Origin of the sequence: Pseudonocardia xinjiangensis (assembly GCF_012911925.1) — a bacterium.
In the GTDB taxonomy this organism is placed as follows: domain Bacteria; phylum Actinomycetota; class Actinomycetes; order Mycobacteriales; family Pseudonocardiaceae; genus Pseudonocardia; species Pseudonocardia xinjiangensis.
Genome location: NZ_JAAXKY010000120.1, coordinates 1 through 24143, shown reverse-complemented (window position 1 = coordinate 24143; position 24143 = coordinate 1). Strand labels below are relative to the sequence as shown.

23 protein-coding genes and 1 pseudogene are annotated in these 24143 nt (G+C 72.6%); 10 read left to right on the top strand and 14 right to left on the bottom strand.

The genetic code is table 11. The features are described from left to right. A partial coding sequence (locus HF577_RS27955) for a S9 family peptidase (protein ID WP_169398956.1) occupies positions 1-1417 on the top strand: 1417 nt, incomplete at its 5' end. A gap of 19 nt (positions 1418-1436) precedes the next feature. Here the strand turns inward: HF577_RS27955 and HF577_RS27950 are convergent. After that, positions 1437-2936 carry an MFS transporter gene (locus tag HF577_RS27950; RefSeq protein ID WP_169398955.1) on the bottom strand — a complete coding sequence of 500 codons (1500 nt, stop codon included), beginning with the start codon at positions 2934-2936 and terminating at the stop codon, positions 1437-1439. 67 nt (positions 2937-3003) lie between these two features. On the opposite strand from HF577_RS27950, the gene HF577_RS27945 reads away from it, so the two are divergent. From HF577_RS27945 to ligD, 3 genes are read left to right on the top strand one after another with little or no spacing between them, the layout of a single operon-like run. Next, positions 3004-3378: an FKBP-type peptidyl-prolyl cis-trans isomerase gene (locus HF577_RS27945; RefSeq protein WP_169398954.1), complete on the top strand. Its 375-nt coding sequence runs from the start codon at positions 3004-3006 to the stop codon at positions 3376-3378. A 1-nt stretch (position 3379) separates the two neighbouring features. Further along, on the top strand, positions 3380-3892 hold the full coding sequence (locus HF577_RS27940; protein ID WP_169398962.1) for a metallophosphoesterase family protein: 513 nt from the start codon (positions 3380-3382) through the stop codon (positions 3890-3892). 47 nt (positions 3893-3939) lie between these two features. Next, complete coding sequence (gene ligD / locus HF577_RS27935) at positions 3940-4896, top strand: non-homologous end-joining DNA ligase (protein WP_169398953.1); 957 nt, start codon at positions 3940-3942, stop codon at positions 4894-4896. Positions 4897-4976: 80 nt separating this feature from the next. Here the strand turns inward: ligD and HF577_RS27930 are convergent, their stop codons facing one another. Then, complete coding sequence (locus HF577_RS27930) at positions 4977-5366, bottom strand: cupin domain-containing protein (RefSeq protein ID WP_169398952.1); 390 nt, start codon at positions 5364-5366, stop codon at positions 4977-4979. A 67-nt stretch (positions 5367-5433) separates the two neighbouring features. On the opposite strand from HF577_RS27930, the gene HF577_RS27925 reads away from it, so the two are divergent. The 3 genes from HF577_RS27925 to HF577_RS27915 all read left to right on the top strand — a co-directional run bounded on the left by HF577_RS27925 (position 5434) and on the right by HF577_RS27915 (position 9551). Continuing rightward, complete coding sequence (locus HF577_RS27925; RefSeq protein ID WP_169398951.1) at positions 5434-5724, top strand: antibiotic biosynthesis monooxygenase family protein; 291 nt, start codon at positions 5434-5436, stop codon at positions 5722-5724. Positions 5725-5835: 111 nt separating this feature from the next. Next, positions 5836-8658 (top strand): alpha/beta fold hydrolase, encoded by a 2823-nt coding sequence (locus HF577_RS27920; protein WP_169398961.1) that lies wholly within the window; start codon positions 5836-5838, stop codon positions 8656-8658. Further along, on the top strand, positions 8655-9551 hold the full coding sequence (locus HF577_RS27915; RefSeq protein WP_169398950.1) for an ABC transporter permease: 897 nt from the start codon (positions 8655-8657) through the stop codon (positions 9549-9551). The genes HF577_RS27920 and HF577_RS27915 overlap by 4 nt, the downstream gene beginning before the upstream one ends. Here the strand turns inward: HF577_RS27915 and HF577_RS27910 are convergent. From HF577_RS27910 to uvrB, 4 genes are all read right to left on the bottom strand, one after another. Continuing rightward, entirely contained in the window at positions 9541-10446 is a 906-nt protein-coding gene (locus HF577_RS27910) for an EamA family transporter (RefSeq protein ID WP_169398949.1), read from the bottom strand. The two genes, HF577_RS27915 and HF577_RS27910, sit on opposite strands and share 11 nt — an antisense overlap. A gap of 69 nt (positions 10447-10515) precedes the next feature. Further along, a complete protein-coding gene (locus HF577_RS27905; protein WP_169398948.1) occupies positions 10516-10860 on the bottom strand; it encodes an MmcQ/YjbR family DNA-binding protein in 345 nt (114 codons plus the stop codon). Further along, on the bottom strand, positions 10857-12146 hold the full coding sequence (locus HF577_RS27900; protein WP_169398947.1) for a glycosyltransferase family 87 protein: 1290 nt from the start codon (positions 12144-12146) through the stop codon (positions 10857-10859). Before HF577_RS27900 ends, HF577_RS27905 begins: the two co-directional genes overlap by 4 nt. Positions 12147-12354: 208 nt before the next feature. Beyond that, positions 12355-14538: an excinuclease ABC subunit UvrB gene (uvrB, locus tag HF577_RS27895; protein ID WP_312859418.1), complete on the bottom strand. Its 2184-nt coding sequence runs from the start codon at positions 14536-14538 to the stop codon at positions 12355-12357. 193 nt (positions 14539-14731) lie between these two features. Between uvrB and HF577_RS27890 the strand changes: the two genes are divergently transcribed. Continuing rightward, the gene (locus HF577_RS27890) at positions 14732-15277 is read left to right on the top strand and encodes a DUF402 domain-containing protein (RefSeq protein ID WP_407692241.1); all 546 of its coding nucleotides are present in this window, start codon (positions 14732-14734) and stop codon (positions 15275-15277) included. A 47-nt stretch (positions 15278-15324) separates the two neighbouring features. Here the strand turns inward: HF577_RS27890 and HF577_RS27885 are convergent, their stop codons facing one another. The 5 genes from HF577_RS27885 to rpsA form a co-directional block, all read right to left on the bottom strand. Beyond that, positions 15325-16143, bottom strand: a complete 819-nt coding sequence (locus HF577_RS27885) for a hypothetical protein (protein ID WP_169398946.1) — start codon at positions 16141-16143, stop codon at positions 15325-15327. Continuing rightward, the gene (locus HF577_RS27880) at positions 16140-17012 is read right to left on the bottom strand and encodes an RNA polymerase sigma factor (protein WP_169398945.1); all 873 of its coding nucleotides are present in this window, start codon (positions 17010-17012) and stop codon (positions 16140-16142) included. Before HF577_RS27880 ends, HF577_RS27885 begins: the two co-directional genes overlap by 4 nt. Positions 17013-17051: 39 nt before the next feature. Further along, the gene (coaE, locus tag HF577_RS27875) at positions 17052-18248 is read right to left on the bottom strand and encodes a dephospho-CoA kinase (RefSeq protein ID WP_169398944.1); all 1197 of its coding nucleotides are present in this window, start codon (positions 18246-18248) and stop codon (positions 17052-17054) included. A 17-nt stretch (positions 18249-18265) separates the two neighbouring features. Next, on the bottom strand, positions 18266-18946 hold the full coding sequence (locus HF577_RS27870) for a hypothetical protein (protein ID WP_169398943.1): 681 nt from the start codon (positions 18944-18946) through the stop codon (positions 18266-18268). 157 nt (positions 18947-19103) lie between these two features. Next, on the bottom strand, positions 19104-20576 hold the full coding sequence (gene rpsA / locus HF577_RS27865) for a 30S ribosomal protein S1 (protein ID WP_169398942.1): 1473 nt from the start codon (positions 20574-20576) through the stop codon (positions 19104-19106). Positions 20577-20822: 246 nt separating this feature from the next. Here rpsA and HF577_RS27860 point away from each other — a divergent pair, with 246 nt between their 5' ends. Both HF577_RS27860 and HF577_RS27855 read left to right on the top strand, forming a co-directional pair. Then, complete coding sequence (locus tag HF577_RS27860; protein ID WP_169398941.1) at positions 20823-21638, top strand: class I SAM-dependent methyltransferase; 816 nt, start codon at positions 20823-20825, stop codon at positions 21636-21638. A gap of 362 nt (positions 21639-22000) precedes the next feature. Next, on the top strand, positions 22001-22351 hold the full coding sequence (locus tag HF577_RS27855; protein ID WP_169398958.1) for a hotdog fold thioesterase: 351 nt from the start codon (positions 22001-22003) through the stop codon (positions 22349-22351). 19 nt (positions 22352-22370) lie between these two features. Here HF577_RS27855 and HF577_RS27850 read toward each other — a convergent pair whose 3' ends face one another. From HF577_RS27850 to HF577_RS27840, 3 genes and pseudogenes are all read right to left on the bottom strand, one after another. Then, on the bottom strand, positions 22371-23093 hold the full coding sequence (locus HF577_RS27850) for an ABC transporter ATP-binding protein (RefSeq protein ID WP_169398940.1): 723 nt from the start codon (positions 23091-23093) through the stop codon (positions 22371-22373). Next, entirely contained in the window at positions 23090-23881 is a 792-nt protein-coding gene (locus tag HF577_RS27845; protein ID WP_211174932.1) for an ABC transporter ATP-binding protein, read from the bottom strand. The genes HF577_RS27850 and HF577_RS27845 overlap by 4 nt, the downstream gene beginning before the upstream one ends. 50 nt (positions 23882-23931) lie before the next feature. Next, positions 23932-24143: pseudogene (locus HF577_RS27840) on the bottom strand (hypothetical protein); the annotation flags it as partial.

Below are 24143 nucleotides of genomic sequence, written 5' to 3'. Positions count from 1 at the left end.
CGCCAACCCCGACCGCACCCCCACCGTCGTCGCCTACCCCGCGGCCGGCACCGCCAACGCGCACGTCTCGCTGCGGATCCACACGCTCGACGGCGGGAGCACCCAGGTCGACTGGGACGGCGTCCGCGACGAGTACCTCGTGACCGCCGTGTGGGACGCCCACGACCTCCTGATCGTCGTGCAGCCGCGGGACCAGCGGGCGCTGCGGGTGCTGCGGGTCGACCCGGACACGGGCACGACCTCCCCCGTGCACGAGCAGACCGACGCCGCGTGGGTCGAGATCGTCCCGGGCGTCCCGGCGCACACGGAGTCCGGCGGGCTGGTGACCGTGGCGGACACGGACGGCGCGCGCCGGCTCGTCGTCGACGGCGAGCCGGTGACCCCACCGTCGCTGCAGGTCCGCGACGTGCTGGACGTCGAAGGCGACGCCGTGTTCTTCCGGGCGGGTGAGGACCCGACGTCCATCGGGCTGTGGACCTGGGGCCCGGACGGGCTGGCCGCGGTCACCTCGGAGGCCGGTGTGCACTCCGGGCGGCTCGTCGCCGGCACGCTCGTCGTCGCCCGGCAGAGCCTCGACGGCGACGGCACGACCACCACCGTGCACCGGAACGGCTCCGAGTGGACCATCGCGTCGTTCGCCGACCCGTCCGGGCTGACGCCGCGGGTCACCCTGCTGACCGCGGGAGAGCGCGGGCTGCGCACGGCGGTGCTGCTGCCGACCGGGCACGAGCCGGGCACGCCGCTGCCCGTCCTCATGGACCCCTACGGCGGCCCGCACGCCCAGCGCGTGCTCGCGGCCCGTGGCGCGTACCTGACCAGTCAGTGGTTCGCCGACCAGGGCTTCGCGGTGGTCGTGGTCGACGGGCGGGGCACACCCGGGCGGGGACCGGAGTTCGAGCGTGCGGTCCGCGGGGACCTCGCCGCGCCCGTGCTCGACGACCAGGTCGACGCGCTGCACGCCGCCGCGGAGCAGTACCCCGACCTGGACCTCACGCGGGTGGGCATCCGCGGCTGGTCGTTCGGCGGGTACCTGGCAGCACTCGCCGTGCTGCGGCGGCCCGACGTCTTCCACGCGGCCGTCGCCGGGGCGCCCGTCACCGACTGGGCGCTCTACGACACGCACTACACCGAGCGCTACCTCGGGCACCCCGAGCAGGCCCCGGACGCGTACGCGCGCTCGTCACTCATCGAGGACGCGGCGAAGCTCACCCGGCCGCTGCTGCTGGTGCACGGGCTCGCCGACGACAACGTGGTGGCCGCCCACACCCTGCGGCTGAGCTCGGCACTGCTGGCCGCGGGCCGCCCGCACAGCGTGCTGCCGCTCTCGGGCGTCACGCACATGACGCCGCAGGAGGTCGTGGCGGAGAACCTGCTCCTGCTGCAGGTGCGGTTCCTCAAGGACGCCCTGGGGGTCTGACCCCGCCAGGCGGCGCTGCTCAGTGCAGGTCCGGGGGGATGTGGTCGCCGGACCCGGTCTCCTCCGGGAGGCCGGCATGCCTGCGGGCCGTCCGCCACTCGAGGATGCCGACGACCAGCGCGACCACGGTCCCCAGCGTCGCGGCGCCCACCGCGACCGCCACCGCCATGCGGAAGTCGTTCCCGTTGCCCATCAGCTCCGAGTAGAAGATGCCGGTCAGCGCGGCGGTGCCGATCGCGGCGCCGATGCGCTGCCCGGTCTGCAGTGCGCCCCCCGCCGAGCCCGCGCTGCTCACGGGCACGTAGCGCAACGTCATCGTCGTGTTCGGCGCGACGACCCAGCCGCCGCCGATGCCGGCGACCAGCAGCGGGGCGGCCACGGCGAGCCCGGCCGACCCGGCAGGCGCGAGCGCGAGCACCACCCCCGTGACCGCGAGCCCGAGCACGACGAGGACCAGGCCCATCACCGTCAGCACCCGCCCGAGGCGCGCGACGAGCCGGCCCCCCACCACCGCCGAGGCCGCCGAGCCGAGTGCGAACGGCGTGACCGCGAGGCCCGACTCGAGCGGCGTGTAACCGAGACCGGTCTGGAAGTACAGCGCGAACACCAGCCAGACCCCGCTGAAGCCGATGAAGTAGATGGTGCCGAGCGCCACCCCGGACGCGTACCCGGGTCTGCTCGTGAGCAGCCGGATGTCGAGCAGCGGCTCACGGTGGTGACGCACCGCCCGCCGCTCCCACGCGACGAATGCGGCCACGAGCAGAGCGGCCACCGGGAAGAGCCACCACAACCGGACGAGCCCACCCGAGTCGGCCTCGACCAGCGGCAGCAGGACGGCGAGCACCGCTCCACCGAGGAGCGCCGTCCCGATCAGGTCGATGTGCCCGCGCGGGCCGCTCTCGGTGCGCGGGATCAGCCGGGCGGCCAGCAGCAGGGCGACCACCCCGATCGGGACGTTGACGTAGAAGATCCACCGCCAGCCGTCCGCTCCGCCGGCCAGCGCCAGGATCACGCCTCCCACGATCGGGCCGACGGCCGTCGAGATGCCGAGGACGGCACCGAAGAGACCGAACGCCCTGGCGCGCTCGTCACCCCGGAACAGCTGCTGGATGAGCGCGGAGTTCTGCGGCGCGAGCGCGCCCGCGGCCAGCCCCTGCGCGAGGCGGGCGAGAATGAGCGTCTCGGCTGTCGGTGCGGCCCCGGCGAGCGCGCTGAACAGGACGAACGCGGCGAGCGCGAACAGGAACATGCGCCGGCGGCCCATGGCGTCCCCCAGGCGCCCGGCCGGCACCAGCGCGAGCCCGAACGTCAGCGCGTACCCCGACACCACCCACTGCACCTGCGCCGGGTCGGTGCCGAGACCGCGCTGGATCGACGGCAGCGCGACCGCCACGATGCTGACGTCGAGCAGGCTCATGAACCCGGCGACGAGCGTCACCCACAGGGCCTGCCACCGCTTCGGGTCGAGCTCGCCGTCATCCTCGCCAGGCCGGCCCGTTGCGGCGTCGGTGCTGGTCATGCCTCCTGTGTACCTCCCGCTCCGGGCTCTGGCACTCTGAACGGTCAACCGAACCGGAGGACTCCCTGTGGCACTGCAGCGACCCGAAGTCGACCCCATCGACGGGCCCGCCCCCGCCGACCTGGTCGTAGAGGACATTCAGACCGGCGACGGCGCAGAGGCCGCACCCGGCAACACCGTCGAAGTGCACTACGTGGGTGTGGCGCATTCCACCGGCGAGGAGTTCGACGCCTCCTGGAACCGCGGCTCGACGCTCCGGTTCCCGCTCGGCACGGGCCGCGTCATCGCGGGCTGGGACCGGGGGGTGGCCGGGATGAAGGTCGGCGGCCGCCGCCGGCTCGTGATCCCCCCGCACCTGGGCTACGGCGACCGGGGCGCCGGCGGCGCCATCAAGCCCGGCGAGACGTTGATCTTCGTCGTCGACCTCGTGGGTGTGAGCTGACCTGCGTCTGCTGCTGATCTCCGACACCCACCTCCCGGTACGGGCGAAGGACCTGCCCGTACCGGTGTGGGACGCGGTCGACGCCGCCGACGTGGTGGTGCACGCGGGCGACTGGGTGTCGGTGGACCTGCTCGACGCGCTCGAGGCGCGGGCGCGGCGGCTCGTCGGCGTCTACGGCAACAACGACGGGCCGCCGCTGCGGGCGCGGCTGCCCGAGGTCGCGAGGGTCGAGCTCGGCGGCGTCCGGTTCGCGGTGGTGCACGAGACCGGTGCCGCCGCGGGCCGGGAGCGCCGCTGCGCCGCCGCGTACCCGGACGCCGACGTGCTGGTCTTCGGGCACAGCCACATCCCGTGGGACACCGTCGCCCCCGGCGGCCTGCGGCTGCTGAACCCGGGCTCCCCCACCGACCGCCGCCGGCAGCCCACCTTCACCTGGATCACCGCCGAGGCCGTCGACGGCCGGCTCACCGCCGTGGACCTGCACCATCTCGCCCCCGCACGGTCGGGGCGCTGATCGCCGCCGGCCTGGCCACGGCGCGGTCCAGCTGGTAGGAGGTGACGATGAGCCGCACGAAGGCCGACGAGATCCGCGACGGTGTGGAGCTCACGAGCCTCGACAAACCGCTGTTCGACGGGGCCGGGGCCACCAAGCGGGACCTGGTGGACTACCTGGACGCCGTGGCCGACCGCATCCTCCCCGAGCTGCGTGACCGGCCGCTGTCGGTGATCCGCGTGCGGCCGGGCCAGGAGCCGTTCATGCAGAAGAACGTGCCGAAGTACACCCCGGACTTCGTGCGGACCACCACCGTGTGGGCGGAGGCGTCGCGGCGCGAGGTGTCCTACGCCCTCTGCAACGACCGCCGGACCCTGCTGTGGTTCGCCAACCAGCGGGCCGTGGAGTACCACCCGACCCTGATGCACGCCGGCGAGACCCACCCGACGTACCTGGTGCTCGACCTCGACCCCCCGGCCGACGACGCGTTCCCGCACGTCGTCGCGGCGGCCCGGCTCGTGCGGCAGGCACTGGACGACGCGGGCCTCGCTGGCGTGGTGAAGACCAGCGGCGCGAAGGGGCTGCACGTCTTCGTGCCGCTCGACGAGCGCACCGGGATCGAGGACGCGGCGGCGGCGACCCGGGCGCTCGCCGCACGGGCCGCCCGGCTCGACCCGGACGTCGCCACCACCGCCTACATCAAGGACGACCGCGGCGGCCGGGTCTTCGTCGACTCCACCCGCTCGGCCGGAGCCACCATCGTCGCGGCCTACAGCCCGCGCGCGCGGCCCGGCGTGCCCGTGTCGTTCCCCGTGACGTGGGACGAGCTCGACGACGTCGCACCGGCCGACTTCACCGTCCGCACCGCCGTCGAGCTGCTGGGCGACGGTGACCCGTGGCACGACCGGATGCCGGCGCCGCAGCAGCTCCCCGCCGACCTGGTCGAGGAGGGGCACACCATTCCCATCGCCCGCGTGCAGGCCATGCACGAGGGGAAGCGGCGCGCCCGCGCCCGCCGGCAGTAGCGGGCGGCTGCTGCCGGCGGGGGCGGAACCGGGCGACTCGCGGGGCGGAACCGGGCGACTCGCGGGTGGGGCGGGTGCGGTTACTTCGGGGGCTCGTCCTGGCCCGACTCCTCGGCCTCGTCGGCCTCCTCCTTGGTCTTGTGCACGACGCCGTCGGCGTGCTCCGGCGGTCCGTAGACCGTGTAGAGGACCAGCGGGTTCGGGCCGGTGTTGACGAAGTTGTGCTTCTTGCCCGCGGGCACGACGACGAGGTCGCCCGCGGCGACCGCCTTCGTCCTGCCACTCACCTTCGCCTCGCCCGTGCCGCTGACGAAGGTGAGGATCTGGTCGGTGTCGTCGTGCACCTCCTCGCCGATCTCCCCACCCGGCGGGATCGTCATGATGACGAGCTGGGTGTGCTCGCCGGTCCACAGGACCCGGCGGAAGTCGGCGCTCTGCTCGGCGACAGTGGCGATCGTGAAGTGCTCCATGCCGGTGATGTGCCCAAAATGGCCTGACGGCACTCCTCCCGTCCCGCGGCCGTGCGAGGATGCCGCCATGGTGTTGGAGATCGCCGATTTCGCGGTGCAGCCGGGCACGGAAGATCAGTTCAGCGCGGCCGTGCGGGAGGGCGTGAAGTTCGTGTCCGACACGCCGGGCTTCCGCGAGGCGCGGCTCACCCACAGCGTGGAGACACCCACCCGGTTCGTCCTGCTGATCGAGTGGGACAGCATCGAGGCGCACACCGTCGGGTTCCGCCAGTCGGAGAACTACAACCGGTGGCGCGCCCTGATCGGCCCGTTCTTCGACGGAGCTCCGCGCGTGGAGCACTTCGACGACGTGCTCTGAGCCGTCCCGTCAGGTCGCTGAGAGACGGCTGAGGGGGCCGTCCCGACCTTCGCATAACGTCAACCTGTGCACCGGACCCTCCGCGCGCTCGCCGCGGCCCTCACGCTCGCCATGGTCGCGCTGGTGGTCCCGACCGGCACCGCGTCCGCCGCCCCGGCGTCCGCGGTCCGCACGCAGGAACAGCGCATCGAGGTGGCGGGCGGCCCGGGCACCACCGGCCCGGTGAGCCTGGACACCACGCTCTACCTGCCCGCCGTCACCCCGGCCCCGGCCGTGCTCGTCGCGCACGGGTTCGGGGGGAGCAAGGCCTCGGTCGACCCCGACGCCCGCGACCTGGCCGCCCGTGGGTTCGTCGTGCTCACCTGGTCGGCCCGCGGCTTCGGGGCCAGCACCGGCCAGATCTCCCTCGACGACCCCGACCACGAGGTCGCCGACGCGCGGGCACTGGTCGACTGGCTGGCCGCGCGCCCCGACGTGACCCAGGACGGGCCCGGCGACCCCCGCGTCGGGGTCACGGGCGGTTCCTACGGCGGCGCGCTCGCTCTGCTGCTCGCCGGCTACGACCGTCGGATCGACGCCATCGCCCCCGTGATCACCTGGAACGACCTCGGCCAGGCCCTCTTCCCGAACGCGGCGACCACCGCCCCGCTCCCCTCCGGCACCCCGGCGCGGGGCGCGTTCGCCCCGGACGGGGTGTTCAAGCGCGGGTGGGCCGGGCTCTTCTTCTCCGCCGGGCTCGGCCCGGCCGACCCGGCCCCGAACGGCCCTGACCCGGGCGCGGCGCCGGCCGGGGCAGCCGGTCCAGTCGGCGGGTCCGCACAGGGCGGCCCGGCTCTGCCCGGCGGCCCGGCCCCGGCAGGCGAACCCCTCACCTGCGGCCGGTTCACCACCCAGGTGTGCGCCGCGTACACCGAGTCCGCCACCACGGGCCGCCTCTCCCCCGCCACCGCGGCTCTCCTGCAGCGCTCGTCGCCGTCAACGGTGACGAACCGGATCACCGCGCCGACGCTGCTCGTGCAGGGCGAGCAGGACACGCTGTTCGGGCTCGACCAGGCCGACGCGAACGCGCGCCAGATCGCCGCGACGGGCACGCCCGTGAAGGTCCTCTGGTACGGGGGCGGACACGACGGCGGCGCGCCCGACGCAGCGGTGCGCGAGGCGATCGGGGACTGGTTCGACTTCCACCTCGCCCACACCGGCACCGACCCCGGCACCGGGTTCGGCTACACCGTCCAGAGCGGTGTGCGCACCAACGGCAGCGCCCCGAACAGCCGCACCGTCGAGGCCACCGGTTACCCCGGGATCTCCGGTGCGGCACCGGTGGAGTCCCGGCGGCTCGGGCTGGAGGGCCCCGAGCAGGTCGCGCTCAACCCGGCAGGGGGCAACCCCGCCGCGATCACGTCGTTGCCGGGGATCGGTGGTGCGCTCGGCAGCCTGGCCGGCCGGCTCACCTCGGCCACCGCCGAGGTCCCCGGCCAGTCCGCGCAGTTCCGCACCGCGGCTCTCGGGGAGCCGGTGCTGGTCGCCGGCGCTCCCCGGGTCGACGTGTCGGTCGCCCGCGTCCCCGGCCAGCCCGCGCCCGCCGAGGCGATCCTCTTCGCCAGGACGTTCGAGGTGGCGCCGGACGGTCTGCGCACGCTGCTGGGCAACGCGGTGGCCCCGTTCCGGGTGGCCGTCCCCGCCGACGGTTCCCCGGCCCGCGCCACGGTCACCCTGCCGGGAGTCGTGGCGCCGGTGGAGGCCGGGAACCACCTGGTGGTGTCGGTCGGCACCACCGACCAGGCCTACGCGAGCGGCACCGAGCCCGCGGTGTGGCGGATCGGGCTCTCGGGTGACGCGGCGCTCACCGTGCCGGTGGTGCCGGGCGAGGCCGTCACCGCGAACACCGTGCCGCTCCTGCCCCTGATCGGCATCGCGGTCGTGCTGGCGCTGGCCCTGCTGGCGTGGATCGTCGCCCGGATCGTGGGCCGCCGCTCCGCGGCAGGCACCGTGGCGGCCGCCGACCCGGGCGCCCCGCCGCTGGAGATCCACACGCTGGCCAAGACCTACCGCGGCGGGTTCAGCGCGGTGAAGGACGTGTCGTTCACCGTCCGGAAGGGCATGGTGCTGGGGCTGCTCGGCCCGAACGGCGCGGGCAAGACCACCGTGCTGCGGATGCTCATGGGTCTGATCAGGCCCACCGCAGGCACGATCACGGCGTTCGGGGAGCCGGTCGCGCCGGGTGCGCCGGTGCTGGCGCGGATCGGGGCGTTCGTCGAGGGGCCGGGATTCCTGCCCCACCTGTCCGGGGTGGACAACCTCCGCCTCTACTGGGCCGCGACGGGCCGTCCCGCCGCCGAGGCGCATCTCGACGAGGCACTGCGGATCGCCGGTCTCGGCGCGTCGGTGCAGCGGCGGGTGGGCACCTACAGCCAGGGCATGCGGCAGCGCCTGGCCATCGCGCAGGCCATGCTGGGCCTCCCGGAGCTTCTCGTGCTCGACGAGCCCACCAACGGGCTCGACCCGCCCCAGATCCACGCGATGCGTGAGGTGCTGCACCGGTACGCGGCCGGCGGGCGGACGGTGCTGATCTCGAGCCACCTGCTCGCCGAGGTGGAGCAGACCTGCACGCACGTCGTCGTGATGCACCACGGCGAGGTGGTCGCGGACGGCACGGTCGACGACATCATCGCCGGCGGCGGGGCCGCCACGTTCGGCGTGGACGCCCCCGACCGCGCGGCCGCCGTGCTCAGCGGGCTCGCCGGGGTGCACGCCGTGTCGGTCGACGGCGGCTCCGTGCACGCCGAGCTCAACGGCACCCCGCGCGCGTCCGCGGTGCGGGCGCTCGTCACGGCCGGGGTCGACGTCGCGTCGGCCGGCCCGCGGCGGCGTCTCGAGGACGCGTTCCTGCAGCTCGTCGAAGAGGACGCCGGAACAATGGATGCAGCCCCGTGACCACGAACGACGGTCCGTCCACCTGGAAGGGCACGGTCGGCGACCTCGCCGACGACGTCCGGCCCGCCCGGTACCGCCCCGGCCACACGCTGCCGCTGCGCGTCGAGCTGCGGCGCCAGCTCCTGCGCCGCCGGACGCAGGTGACGTTCGCCCTGGTCACGCTGCTCCCCGTGATCCTTTGGATCGCGTTCGAGCTGGCCGACAACGGCACTCCCACCGGGTCGGTGAACCTCGTCGACCTCGCGAAGGGCAGCGGGGCGAACTTCGCGGTGTTCGCGCTGTTCGCCTCGTCGTCGTTCCTGCTGGTCGTGGTGGTGGCGCTGTTCTTCGGCGACACGGTGGCCGCGGAGGCGTCGTGGTCGAGCCTGCGCTACCTGCTCGCCGCGCCGATCCCCCGGGCCCGGTTGCTGCGGCAGAAGGCGGTCGTGTCGGGAGTGCTGTCGGTGGCGGCGCTGCTGCTGCTCCCTGTGGTGTCGCTGGTCGTCGGCGCGCTGGCGTACGGCACCGGCGACCTGGTGAGCCCCACGGGTGAGTCCCTGACCTTCTGGACGGGCGTGGGCCGGGTGCTGCTGGCGGCGCTGTACATCGCGGTGCAGCTGAGCTGGGTGGCCGCGCTCGCGCTCCTGCTGTCGGTGAGCACGGACGCACCGCTCGGGGCGGTCGGGGGCGCGGTGACGGTGTCGATCGTGTCGCAGATCCTCGACCAGATCACCGCGCTGGAGGACCTCCGCAACTACCTGCCCACCCACTACGACGGCGCGTGGGCCGGGCTGCTCGCTGGGCAGGTCGACTGGGGGGACATGACCCGGGGCGTCTTCTCCGCCGTCTGCTACGCCGCCGTGCTCGGCGGCCTGGCCGTGTGGCAGTTCCGGCGCAAGGACGTCACGAGCTAGTGCGGACGAGAGCCACGTCGGTGACGGGGCGGGGCGGACGCGGGGTCCCGAGCAACACCCCGCCGATGATCACCACCCCGGCCACCAGCTCCACCACGCTGGGCCGTTCACCCAGGGCGGCCGCGGCGAGCCCGATCCCGACCACCGGCACCAGCAACGAGTAGGGCGCGACGACCCCGGCCGGGTAGCGGCGCATCAGCGCCGTCCAGATGTCGGAGCCCAGCACGGTGGCGAGGACGGCGAGGTAGGCGATCGCCAGCAACCCGGGCACCCCGGCCGGGGTGACGGCGGCGCGCACCGCCGCCCAGTCCGCGGCCGGGCCCTCGGTCAGGAAAGAGGCCGCGAGCAGCGGGATCGGCGGCACCACCGACATCCACAGCGTCAGGTGCAGCGGGTTCGGTGCGTCGGCGAGCCGGGCGGCCAGGTTGCCGAACGCCCAGCCCAACGCCCCGATCAGGGTGAGCACGAGCGGGATCAGGGCCGCGGCATGCGCCTGCGCCACGGCGATGGCCAGCAGGCCCACCACCGCCAGGCTGATCCCGGCGACCTGCCGGACGGCCATCCGTTCCCGCAGCAGCAACGCCCCGAGCAGCACCGTGAACGGGGCCGAGGCCTGCAACACCAGCGACGCGAGCCCGGTGGGCATGCCGACGTCCATCGCGACGAACAGGAACAGGAACTGCACCGTGCCGAAGCCGAGCCCGTAACCGATCAGCCAGCGCAGCGGCACCCGCGGCCGGGGCACCAGCAGCACCGTCGGAATCGCGAGCACCAGGAACCGCAGCGCGGCGAGGAACAGCGGCGGGAAGTGCTCCAGCCCGACGTGGATCGCGAGGAAGTTGGCGCCCCAGAGCACGGCGACGACAGCGGCGAGCAGGCGGTCGCGGGTGGTCACGCCCCACGATCTGTCCCGGTGGAGACGAAGACCAGCGAATGTGGCCGTCCTCGCCCTGCTGCGGCTGCGTCAGGTGGCCTGCGGGCGCAGCCGCTTGGGCAGCTTCGCGACAACCGCGGCGTAGGAGTCGTCGACGAGCTCGCACAGCTCGTCGTCGGGGATCGTCCCGTCGACCGTGACGCGGTTCCAGCCGTGCCGCCCGATGTAGGCCATCACCTCGACGGTGCCGGGGTAGCGCAGGCGCGGCTCGGCCGCCTCGTCGGCGTCGCGGCCGCACTTGACTCCCAGACCGTCTCCGCCGAGGAACGCGAAGATCTTGCCGCCCACCTTCGCGACGAGGTCGCCCTCCCACGGCTCGTCGGGCGTGGCGCCGGGCTTGGCCAGGCAGTAGGCGACGAGCTCCTCGTGGTTCACAGCCAGCGTTGCGGGGCCGACCGGTCGCGCCGCATCGCCACGAACAGCAGCACGAAGAGCAGCACGGTGAACCATACGTAGGTGCTGCCGATGAACTGCTGGAGCGGGGTCCACGACAGCTCCCGGTTGTCGGCCCGGGGCAACCCCTGCTGGTGCGGCGCGATCACGAACACGGCCGCCATCGCGAGGGTGACCACCGCCCACGTCCAGGACCGCAAGCGCCACGCCGTGGCCGCGGCGACCAGCAGCGCCGGCGCCACCCACACCCAGTGGTGCGACCACGAGGTGGGCGAGACCAGCAGCGCGACACCCGCCGTGGCGACGAGCGCGAGCGGCGCCGAACCCCGCCGGATCGCCGGTATCGCGAGCGCCAGCAGCCCCGCGGACAGCAGCAGCCAGCAGACCGTGCGCGGGGTGCCGTCGATCCCCATCCGGACGAGCACGGCCTGGAACGTCTGGTTGGTGAAGAACGGTGATCCGCTGACGCCACCCGCCGGGTTGTCGAGCCAGAAGGTCCACGACTGGCTCGGCGCGACGACGAACCCGATCGCCGTGGCCACGGCCCCCGAGATCGCGGCGGTGGCGGCGGCCCGGTAGTCCCGGCGCAGCAGGAAGTACAGGACGAACGCCGCGGGCGTCAGCTTGATGGCGGCAGCGATCCCGATGAGGACGCCGCGGGGCCAGCGCGGCCGCGCGACCAGGCAGTCGAGCGCCACCAACGCCATGAGCAGCAGGTTGATCTGGCCGAACTGGATGGTCTGCGACACCGGTTCGAGGCTCAGCGGCGGACGGGGGTCGGACGGGACGTCGAAGTCGATGACCTTGCCGGGCTGGACCGCGAGCGCCAGCGGCAGCGCGATCGACGCCACGGACAGCGCCCCACCCCGGCCACCGGCCTCCCAGAGCCGGCGCGCGACCACGTAGAGCGTGGCGCCCAGCGACAACGTCGAGAGCGCGAGCAGCCCGGTCCAGGCCACGACCCACGGCACGACGGCCAGCGGCACCATCGCCAGCGCCGCGAACGGCGGGTAGATGAACGGCAGCGCGATGTGGCCCGCCGTCTCCGGCAGGGGCCCGTACAGGTCACCGCCGGACAGCCACGCCTGCACCCCGAAGCGGTACACCTGCAGGTCGATGTGCCGGCCGCCGGTGTAGATCACGACCCCGACCAGCACCAGGACGAGGAACGGAACGGTGACCGGCAGGATGCGCCGGGGCGACCGGAGCACGTCGAGGATGCGCCGCTCGGCCGAGGTGCGGGCGGTCGACGCGCCGACAACCGTCACACTGGTGCCCTCTCCTCGGCCGATAGATCGCCCGCCACGGTAACTCGCCCCTGCCCCGTGCCGCCGGGCCCCCCTCCGCAGCGAGCTGCGCCGTCACCGCGCACACGAGTTGGCCACCGCACACACGTCAGGCCGTGTGCACCGTGGCCGACAGGTGTGCGCGGTGACCGTGGATCCGTGCCGCCCTGTCGGCGTGGCAGGAGGGCGGTCAGCGGATGCCGGCCGCGTCCATCCCGCGCAGTTCCTTCTTGAGGTCGGCGATCTCGTCGCGGAGGCGGGCGGCCAGCTCGAACTGCAGATCGCGCGCCGCGGCGAGCATCTGGTCGGAGAGCTGCTGCACGAGGTCGGCCAGCTCGGCGCGGGGCATCGTGGAGGTGTCGCGGCCGGCGATCACACCGGAGCTGGCACTGGCCCGGCCCGGCTCCCCCGCCGCGCGCTTGCCGCGGGACTGGTTGCGGCCCGATCCACCGACCGGGACCTCGGTGTCCTCGGCCTCCCGGTACACCTGGTCGAGGATGTCGGCGATCTTCTTGCGCAGCGGCTGCGGATCGAGCCCGCGCTCCTCGTTGTAGGCGACCTGCTTGGCCCGGCGCCGGTCGGTCTCGTCGATGGCGAACTGCATCGAGTCGGTGATCTTGTCGGCGTACATGTGCACCTCGCCCGACACGTTGCGCGCCGCGCGCCCGATGGTCTGGATCAGGGAGGTGCCGGACCGGAGGAAGCCCTCCTTGTCGGCGTCGAGGATCGCCACCAGCGAGACCTCGGGCAGGTCGAGGCCCTCCCGGAGCAGGTTGATGCCGACCAGCACGTCGTACTCGCCGAGCCGCAGCTGCCGCAGCAGCTCCACCCGCCGCAGCGTGTCGACCTCCGAGTGCAGGTAGCGCACCCGGATGCCCAGCTCCAGCAGGTAGTCGGTGAGGTCCTCGGCCATCTTCTTGGTGAGTGTGGTGACCAGGACGCGCTCGTCCCGTTCGGAGCGCTCGCGGATCTCGTGGACCAGGTCGTCGATCTGGCCCTTCGTCGGCTTGACGACGACCTTCGGGTCGACCAGGCCGGTGGGCCGGATGACCTGCTCGACGAACTCGCCACCGGTGCGGCTGAGCTCGTACGGACCGGGCGTGGCCGACAGGTAGACCGTCTGCCCGATCCGGTCGGCGAACTCCTCCCACGTCAGCGGCCGGTTGTCGACAGCCGACGGCAGCCGGAACCCGAACTCCACGAGGTTGCGCTTGCGGGACATGTCGCCCTCGTACATGCCGCCGATCTGCGGGACCGTCTGGTGGGACTCGTCGATGACCAGCAGGAAGTCGTCGGGGAAGTAGTCGATCAACGTGGCGGGCGCCGAGCCCGGCCCACGGCCGTCGATGTGGCGGGAGTAGTTCTCGATGCCCGAGCAGAACCCGACCTGGCGGATCATCTCGATGTCGTACTGCGTGCGCATCCGCAGCCGCTGCGCCTCCAGCAGCTTGCCCTGGCGCTCCAGCTCGGCGAGCCGCTCCTCGAGCTCCTTCTCGATCTCGCGGACCGCCCGCTCCATGCGCTCCGGACCGGCGACGTAGTGCGTGGCGGGGAAGATGCGCAGCTCGTCGACCTGGCGGACGACGTCGCCCGTGAGCGGGTGGAGGTAGTAGAGAGCCTCGATCTCGTCGCCGAAGAACTCGATGCGGATCGCGAGCTCCTCGTACGCCGGGATGATCTCCACGGTGTCGCCGCGGACCCGGAACGTGCCGCGGTTGAAGGCCATGTCGTTGCGGGTGTACTGCACGTCGACCAGCGCCCGGAGCAGCACGTCACGTTCGACGCTGCCGCCGACCTCGAGCTTCACCGACCGGTCGAGGTAGGACTGCGGCGTGCCCAGGCCGTAGATGCACGACACGGACGCGACCACGACGACGTCGCGCCGCGACAGCAGGTTGTGCGTGGCGGAGTGGCGCAGCCGCTCGACGTCCTCGTTGATCGAGGAGTCCTTCTCGATGTAGGTGTCGGTCTGCGCGATGTACGCCTCGGGTTGGTAGTAGTCGTAGTACGAGACGAAGTACTCGACCGCGTTGTTGGGCAGCATCTCGCGAAGCTCGTTGGCCAGCTGCGCCGCGAGCGTCTTGTTGGGCGCCATCACCAGCGTGGGCCGCTGCAGCCGCTCGACCAGCCAGGCCGTGGTGGCCGACTTGCCCGTGCCGGTGGCGCCGAGGAGCACGACGTCCTGCTCGCCCGCGCGGATGCGCTTCTCCAGCTCCTCGATCGCCGCGGGCTGGTCGCCGGCAGGCGTGAACTCACTGACGACCTCGAACCGGCCGCCCGCGCGGGGGATCTCCCCGACCGGGCGGAACTCGGAGTGGGCGACCGGCACGTCCTGCTTCGCCGCGCTGCCGGGAACCTCTGTCGCGAATGCCACGGTTCCAGGGTACGAGCCACCACCGACATTTCGCGGAGCGGACATCCGCGCAGGTCCCGGAGGCGCGGTGGGAGTGACCCACGCACACGGGCATGTCGACCGGATCTGGTCAGCTCCGGCAGGGGCGATCCACGGGACGAACGCGAGATGCGGTGCCGAGCGAACCTCGGCGGGACCTGACAGGATCGGGGCGGTGCACCCGCCGAAGATCTCCACCTTCGACGTCCCGGCCGCCCTCAACATCGACACCAAGGGCGTCCCCCGCCCGGTGGACGAGTACCGGATCACGCCCTTCGGCCTGTACATGAGCCGTCCGATGATCGACCGGCCCACCGCGCACTGGGTGCAGTCGTGGCTGCTGCCCGACATCGGCCTGTGCGTCACCGACTGGTGCTGGAACCCCGGCCACCACCGGGACCAGGACTTCTACCTCGATGTGTGCGACATCGTGCGTGACGGCGAACGCTGGGTGCTCACCGACTACTACCTCGACATTGTGGTGCAGCACGGGCGCAGTGCCCTGGTGGTCGACACGGACGAGTTCGTGGCCGCCGTGGCTCTCGGACTCCTCGAGCCGCCCGCGGCCGAGAAGGCGATGGAGCGGGCCTTCCGCGCCGTGGACGGCCTCGCCGCCCACGGCCACGACCTCGACGCCTGGCTCGGCGAGCGGGGCGTCGCGCTCACCTGGAAGCGCTGCCGCGACGTCCGGCAGTGCCCCGGAGAGGCACCGGCCCCGTAGCGGCGGCGGACGGGTTCGCGTCCGCCGCCCGAGTGGAGCCGGCTCTCTCAGGCGATGCCCGAGGTCGGCGAGACCGGCGAGGTGGACGGCCTCGGCGAGGTGCTGTGTTGTGTCGTGGTCGCCGGGGTCGACGGGCTGGCCTGAGCCGTGCTGGTCGTCGGATCCGGTTGAGTCGTCGGATCCGGACGCGTCGTCGGGTCCGGACGGGTCGTCGGATCCGGGCGCGTGGTCGGATCCGGACGGGTCGTCGGATTCGGGCGCGTGGTCGGATTCGGGCGCGTGGTCGGATCCGGGCGCGTCGTCGGGTGCCACGGGGGCGGCTGCGTGCGTGTCGTTGTCACAGGCGCCGGTGGGTCCACCGGGGGTGGCGGTGGTGGCGGCGGGCCACCCACCGGCCCCGGCGGGACGGGCCCGGATCCCGGGAGCCCGGGAGCCGGAGCACCCGGCACCACCCGGCCCTGATCTGTCGCCGCCTGATCACGCTGGATCCGCGCCCGCTCCTCCTCCGAGGCGCCCGGGGCCGCCACCGGAGCGTTGGGGTGGACGGCCGACAGCGGGTCGGACGGCGACTCGGGTGCGGCAGCGGGCGCGGGGTCGGCCCCGCCCAGGCTGCCGGCGGGCGCTGAGCCCGGCGACACGGCGGTGGCGGCGTCCGCGACCGCCGCGGGCGCGGCGATCTGCGCGATCGCCGTGGTCGCGCCGAGCGCACCGACGGTGAGCACCGCGGCGGCGGCGGCCGTGCTGGCGCGGTTGAGCGTGCCGGCCCGGCGGATCACCGAGTCCACGGCGGGCAGCGTGACGGCGGCGGCGAGCTCGTTGTCGAGCCGCCGGAACTCCTCGGTCACTCGATCCAACGGCTCGTTCACCGGTGTTCCCCCCTGTAGTCGTCGCCGGCCCGGTCGCCCTCGCCGCCGTATGGCGTGCCGTATCCCTCGGCGTCGAAATCGCCGGGGCGGTAGTTCCCCGGCCCGTATGCCGGGCCGTAGCCGTCGGACCCGCGCTCGCCGGACCCGAAGACGTCGAAGCCGTCGTCGGCGTTGTAGCCGTCGCCGACCGCGCCCTCCAGAACCAGGGGCAGGACCTCGGCCATGCCCTCGGACACGACCTGTCGCGCGCGGGACAGCCGTGCCTGCACCGAACCGATGGAGACCTGTTCCAGCGCGGAGATCTCACCCAGCGAGATACCCGCCATGTGGGTGAGGACGACGGCCCGGCGCTCCGCCGCCGACAGCTTGCCGAGCGCGGTGAGCAGCGCGCCGGTGCGCGAGTCGACGCCGTCACCGATCGGACGGGGCCGGCCGATGCCGATGCGGGCGAGCATGCGCCGCCAGCTCCGGATGGTGGACCGCACGGCCACCCGCCGGATCCAGGCGCTCGGGTCGGGCGAGCGGCTGATCACCGCCCAGTTGCGCCATGCACGGGAGTAGGCGTCCTGGACGACGTCGTGGGCCTCGCCCGGATCGAGCGTGATCGCGTAGAGCTGCGCGACCAGCCGCTGGTAGTTCGCCTCGAGGTGCGCGCCGAAGTCGACCCGCAACTGTGCGGCGGACAGCGCCGGGCCGCCGCGCACGATCTTCGTGCGCCCGGAGCCGGGCGTGGCGCGAGCGGCGCCGCCGACGTCGTCGAGCCGGCCGTCGGAACCAGGAGGATTGTCGACCGGTGTGCCCACCGTCATGTCCCCCTGCTCGCCGGAGCCCGGCTGGTCACCCGGATGTGGATTTTCCTGTCCCTCCATCGTGGCACGGTGGCGCACCGTTACGACGGAGCAGCCCGATCACTCCAACGAGGGAGACCAGTCTGAGGATGCGGCCCATGCGTCGGCCCGTGGCGCTGCGGCGTCGAACCACGGTTCCTTGACCTGGACGTACCGATCCGCGTCGCTGTCGTCGCCGTAGCGCGCCTCCGCCTCGCGCTTCACCGCCAGGTACTCGTCCCGGGCTGCGGCATCGGCTCGCAGCCAGTCCCGGAAGAGCAGTGCATAGCGCCAGCCGGGAGAGCCCACCTCACGGACGTGCAGGTGGACGATGCGACCGGGGTCGGCGGAGCCGTGATAGCGCTTCGGCCAGGGCGGTGCGCCCGGGGGCTTCGCGTTGTCCCAGGCGATGTCGGAACGCCAGGGGAAGCCGGCGTCCTGCAACGCGTCGCGGACGGCGTCGGCGTCGGCCAGCGAGTCGACCCCGAGCTGCAGGTCGATCACGTCCTTGGCGGGCAGGCCCGGTACGGAGGTGGAGCCGGTGTGGGCCACACCACGTCCCCGCTCCCCCGCGGCCGCCGCCACGCGGGCACAGAGCCGGGCGCCCTCGGCCGGCCAGTCCGGGTCCGGGTCGGCGAGCTTGGGCGCGCCCGCACGGACCACCCGGCGCAGCCGCAGGTTCTCCTCGAACGGGACCAGCCGGGCCGTCCACAGCTCGTCGACAGCGGCCTCGAGGCCGGCGGGATCACCAGAGTTGTCCAGCCACACGTCGGCGGCGGCCCGGCGCGCGGCGTCGTCGGCCTGGCTGGCGATGCGGGCCCGCGCGTCGGACTCGGGCATCCCCCGCTGCTCGACGAGCCGCCGCACCCGCTCCTCCGCGTCGGCGTGCACCACCACGACCAGCGGGTACAACGGTGCCATCCGACCCTCGACGAGCAGCGGGACGTCCTGCACCACCACCGCATCGGGCGGCGCGGCGGCGATCAGCTCCTCGGAGCGCTGCCGGACGCGGGGGTGCACGATGGCGTTCAGGCGCTCGCGCGCGGCCGGATCCTGGAAGACCAGAGCCGCGAGCGCGGCCCGGTCCAGGGCGCCCTCCTCGGTGAGGACGCCGCCGCCGAACGCCGTGACTATCTCCGCGAGCCCTGCGGTGGCCGGCGCGACGACCTCCCGGGCGATGGCGTCGGAGTCGACCACCACCGCGCCCCGCTGGGCGAGCCGCCTGGCCACCGTCGACTTGCCCGAACCGATCCCGCCGGTCAGCCCCACCCTCAGCACGGCGTCACGCTACTCGGTCAGGAGACGGTCCCCGGGGGCTCGGTGGTGGTGCTGGCCGACGACGTGCCGCCCACCGTGCTGACCGCGGGAAGCACGCGCAGCGCGAGGTCCACCAGCACGTCGGCCGGAGCGCGGCCACCCGGCAGCGGCTGGCCCGGGAGCACGAGCGTCAGGTTGCTCACCTCGTGGACGACCATGAGAACGGCCTCGCCACGCCGCTCGACGAGCACGGCGGAGGCGCTCCCGATCGGCATCTCACGGCGTCCGCCGTCCTCGGCCTCGGAGTTGATCCGCCACTGCTTGCCGGCGGCGTCCGCGTCGGTGTAGGCGGACGCGTTGATGTTGAGCAGTGTCCGGCCACGCGCCGGACCGCCGGCCGTGCCGGTGTAGACGCACGCCACCCGCTCGGTGCGCCCGACGGACGGCTCCGCGACACCGATCGTGGTGCGCTGGGCGACCGAACCCAACGGCAGGCCCAGCAGGGCCTCCAGATCACCGACGGCGAGGATCCGGGCGCAGTCGTCGGGCAGCACTCCGTCGTCCGGGCCGGCCACAGCCGCCGCGGACGTCTCGGCCGACGTGGGGAACGTCGGCACTTCGGTCTGTTCGAGCGCGGAGGCGCCACACCCGCTCAACGCGAGCACCACGGCGACCAGTCCGGCACCGAAAGCTCCGTGTCGGCAGTTCGCCCCGCGCATGGACATACGGTAGAGCGAAATCTCCCCCACCTCCTCTTCGCCGCGCGATTAGCACCGAACGCAGCACAACCGTGACCCGGGCTTCCCCCGGACGCCGGACGGCCCCGGCGACCAATGGTCGCCGGGGCCGTCGAGTCGATCAGACCCTGCTGAGCCGTCAGGCTCCGCCGGAGAGCTTCTCGCGCAGTGCCGCAAGCTGCTCGTCGCTGGCGAGCGATCCACCGGACTCGGCCGGCTCACCGCCACCCTGCGAGGAGTAGTTGGTGCCGCCGCCGTCGGCAGCCGCCTCGGCCTCGGCCTCGGCCGACTTCTTGATCTGCGTGATGTGCTGCTCGTAGCGGGCGTGCGCCTCGGCGTACTCCTTCTCCCAGGCCTCGCGCTGAGCCTCGAAGCCCTCCTGCCAGTCGCCGGTCTCGACGTCGAAGCCCTCGGGGTAGATGTAGTTCCCCTGGTCGTCGTACTCGGCGGCCATGCCGTAGCGGGTGGGGTCGAACTCGGTGTCGACCGTCATGCCCTCGTTGGCCTGCTTGAGCGACAGCGAGATGCGGCGCCGGTCGAGGTCGATGTCGATGACCTTGACCATCGCGTCGTCGCCGACCTGCACGACCTGCTCCGGGATCTCCACGTGGCGCTCGGCCAGCTCGGAGATGTGCACCAGGCCCTCGATGCCCTCCTCGACACGGACGAACGCGCCGAAGGGAACGAGCTTGGTGACCTTGCCCGGCACGATCTGGCCGATCGCGTGCGTGCGGGCGTACAGGCGCCACGGGTCCTCCTGCGTCGCCTTCAGCGACAGGGAGACACGCTCGCGGTCCAGGTCGACGTCGAGGACCTCGACGGTGACCTCCTGGCCGACCTCGACGACCTCGCTCGGGTGGTCGATGTGCTTCCAGGACAGCTCGGAGACGTGCACCAGACCGTCGACCCCGCCCAGGTCGACGAAGGCACCGAAGTTGACCACCGAGGAGACGACACCCTTGCGCACCTGGCCGCGGGCCAGCTGGTTGAGGAACTCGCTGCGCACCTCGGACTGGGTCTGCTCCAGCCAGGCCCGGCGGGACAGGACCACGTTGTTGCGGTTCTTGTCCAGCTCGATGATCTTGGCCTCGATCTTGCGGCCGACGTACGGCTGCAGATCGCGGACGCGGCGCATCTCGACCAGCGAGGCCGGGAGGAAGCCGCGGAGCCCGATGTCCAGGATCAGGCCGCCCTTGACGACCTCGATGACGGTGCCCTCGACCGGCTCGTCGGCCTCCTTGAGAGCCTCGATCGTGCCCCAGGCGCGCTCGTACTGTGCGCGCTTCTTGGACAGGATCAGCCGGCCCTCCTTGTCCTCCTTCTGGAGAACCAGGGCCTCGACGTACTCACCGACCGACACGACCTCCGCCGGATCGACGTCGTGCTTGATCGAGAGCTCCCGCGAGGGGATGACGCCCTCGGTCTTGTAGCCGATGTCGAGCAGGACCTCGTCACGGTCGACCTTGACGATGGTGCCCTCGACGATGTCGCCATCATTGAAGTACTTGATCGTCTGGTCGATGGCGGCGAGGAAGTCCTCCTCCGACCCGATGTCGTTGACGGCGACCTGCGGGGTCGTGTGGGTCGGGGCGGCGGTGGTGTCGGTGGACATGTAGTGGGGTGCTCCGGTTATGGATGGATTGGTGGTGCGGACCAGGTGGTGTACGTCTCGTGACGTGGTGCTGTCACCCTTGCTCGTGGATCGTGGTGGAGAACGTGCGTTGAGAACATGCGTGACGTGGCCGGGCGAAGCGCGCGCAGAACCCGCGACGTTGACCACCGCGCTTCCATCATGCTACGCGCGACCCGATCAGCACGGCAATGAGGGTGGCCCCATCTCAGCTGCCACGATGGCCGCGTGAGCGCGGAAGAGCGGCTGGGAACCACCGGGGTGGCGCGGCGGAACGTCGACGCCACGGAGTCGGAACGCGCCAGCCGCATGTGGTGGGACGCCGATGCCGAGGACTACCTCGCCGAGCACGGCCGGGACATCGGCGACGCCGACTTCGTCTGGTGCCCCGAGGGTCTGCGCGAGGAAGACGCGCATCTGCTCGGCGATGTCGCGGGCCTGCGGGTGCTGGAGGTCGGGTGCGGATCCGCCCCGTGCTCGCGGTGGCTCGCCCGAGTCGGGGCCCGGCCCGTCGCGCTGGACCTGTCCGGGACGATGCTGAAGCACGCCGCAGCGCTCGGGCAGGCAACCGGGATCGCCGTACCGCTGGTGCAGGCCGGCGCCGAGCGCCTGCCGTTCGCCGACGGGTCCTTCGACGTGGCCTGCTCGGCGTTCGGGGCGGTGCCGTTCGTGGCGGAGCCGGAGCGGGTGATGCGCGAGGTGGCCCGCGTGCTGCGGCCCGGCGGACGCTGGGTCTTCGCGGTGAACCACCCCATGCGCTGGATGTTCTCCGACGACCCCGGCCCGGACGGGCTCACCGTGCAGCAGTCCTACTTCGATCGCACGCCCTACGTGGAGGTCGACGCCTCCGGCCGGGCCACCTACGTGGAGCACCACCGGACCCTGGGCGACCGGGTCCGCGACCTCGTGGCCGCAGGGCTCGTCCTCGACGACATCGTCGAGCCGGAGTGGCCCGAGGGCCGGGAGACCGTGTGGGGCCAGTGGTCCCCGCTCCGGGGCGCCCTCTTCCCCGGCACCGCGATCTTCGCGACCCACAAACCCTGACCCCACCCCCGCGAGTCGCCCGATCCGGGCGCGCGAGTCGCCCGATCCGGGCGCGCGAGTCGCCCGATCCGGGTGCGCGAGTCGCCCGATTTGGGTGCGCGAGTCGCCCGATCCCGGCGCGCGAGTCGCCCGATTTGGGTGCGCGAGTCGCCCGATCCCGGCCGCCCCCTGCTCCCACGCGCCCTTGATCGCCGCGAGATCCACGGTTCCGCCCTCCACGGGGCCGAAAGCCGCATCTCGCAGCCGCGGCATCATCCACCGAGCAGGGAGGTGTGCCGGGTCGCTGTCCTAAGGTGCGGATCGTGCCCGTCGATCCCGATCCGCTGCCGTCGTCGTCAGCCGTGGAGCAGCTCGCCGACCGGATGGGGATCGTGCTGGTGAAGGTCGGGCTGGACGAGGTGGTCGGGACGCTTCCGGTCGCGGGCAACCGCCAGCCCTTCGGGCTGCTGCACGGAGGCGCGAACGCGGTGCTCGCCGAGACGCTCGGCTCCACTCTCTCGGCACTGCACGCGATGCCCGAGCGGTTTCCCGTAGGGCTCGAGCTGTCGTGCACGCATCACGCCGCGGCCACCGAAGGCATCGTCACCGGGGTGGCCCGCCCACTTCACGTGGGCCGGACCACCTCCACCACGGAGATCGTGATCACCGACGCCCGGGGCAGGCGTACCTGCACCGCCAAGCTCACGTGCCTGCACCGCGACAGCAGGCCGTGACGGCCCGCTGTCGCGTGTGTCAGCTGGCCACGCCCTCGCCGAGGTAGGCCTCCTGCACGCGGGGATCGGCGAGCAGTTCCGGGCCGCTGCCCGACAGCGTGGTGCGGCCGAGGTCGATGACGTAGGCCTGGTCCGACAGGGCCAGCGCGGCGAGTGCGTTCTGCTCCACCAGCAGCACCGTGGTGCCTTCGGCCTGCAGCTCACGGACCGTCGCGAAGATCTTCTGCGTCATGATCGGCGACAGCCCCATCGACGGCTCATCCAGCATCAACAGCTTCGGCCGCGACATCAACGCCCGCCCGATCGCCAGCATCTGCTGCTCCCCACCGGAGAACAACCCCGCCTTGTTCGCCCGCCGCTCCCCCAACACCGGGAACAACGTGAAGATCCGATCCAGATCCTCCGCGATCCCCGCCTCATCCCGGCGGGTATACGCGCCGAGCAGCAGGTTCTCCTCCACCGTCATCCGCGCGAACAACCGCCGCCCCTCCGGGCTGTGCGCCACCCCGCGGGAGAGGATCTCGTGCGCCGGCAACCGGTGGATCGGCTCACCGTCGAGCAGCACCTCCCCCGACTCCGGCCGCAGCAGACCGGAGATCGTGCGCAGGGTGGTGGTCTTGCCCGCCCCGTTGCTCCCGATCAAGCTGACGATCTGACCCTGCTCCATCGAGAACGTCACTCCGCGCACGGCCTTGATCGCGCCGTAGGCGACCGTGAGGTCACGGACCTCGAGAAAACTCACTGCTGCCCCCCACCGTGGATCTGCGCATCGACCTCATCCGGCGGAGCCCCTAGATACGCCTCCACGACCCGCGGGTCGCCCCGCACCTCATCCGGGCTGCCCTCCACCAGCACCTCACCCTGCACCAGCACCAACACCCGGTCACACAGCGTGAAGATGAACTTGGTGTCGTGCTCGATCACCACCACCGAGATCCCCAACTCCCGGATCGCGAAGATCAGCTGCCGGGTCGCCTCGGTCTCCTGCGCGTTCATCCCCGCAGTCGGCTCATCCAGCAACAACACCGACGGATCCGTCGCCAACGCCCGCGCGATCTCCAGCCGGCGCTGATCCCCATAGGGCAGGTTGCGCGCGAGCTCGTCGGAGAACTGCGTCAACCCCACAAACCCCAGCAACTCCTCCGTCCGCGCCTGCGCCTCCGCCTCGCTGCGGCGGAAACCCGGGCCGTGCAGGAGCGAGGACAGCGGGCTCTGCCGCATCCGCACATGCCGCCCCACCAGCACGTTCTCCTGCGCAGTCATGCTCGGGAACAACCGGATGTTCTGGAAGGTCCGCGCCACCCCCTGCTCGGTGACCCGCGCCGGGTCCTGCGGCAACACCGTCCCCCGCAACGTCACCGACCCCGACGTCGGCGCATACAACCCCGTCAGACAGTTGAACAGAGTGGTCTTACCCGCCCCGTTCGGCCCGATCAACCCGATGATCTCGCCCTCGGCCAGACCGAACGACACATCGTTGAGGGCCCGCAGCCCGCCGAACTGCATCGTGACGCCGGACGCCTGCAGCATGGCCGGCTGGGCCTTCGCGTGCCGGGGCGCCATGTTGGCGGTCGGCCGGGTCATGACGCGCTCGCTTTCACAGTGCCCCCGCCGTCCGCGCCGGGTATCGGGGTCGTCACGGGCTCGGCATCCGGTGCCAGCTCAGCGCGGCGGTGCCGGTCGGGCACCAGCCCCTGCGGCCGGAACCGCATGATCAGAATCAGGGCGATACCGAACAGCAACAACCGGTAGTCGGAGAACTCCCGCAGCTTCTCCGGCAACACGAACAGGA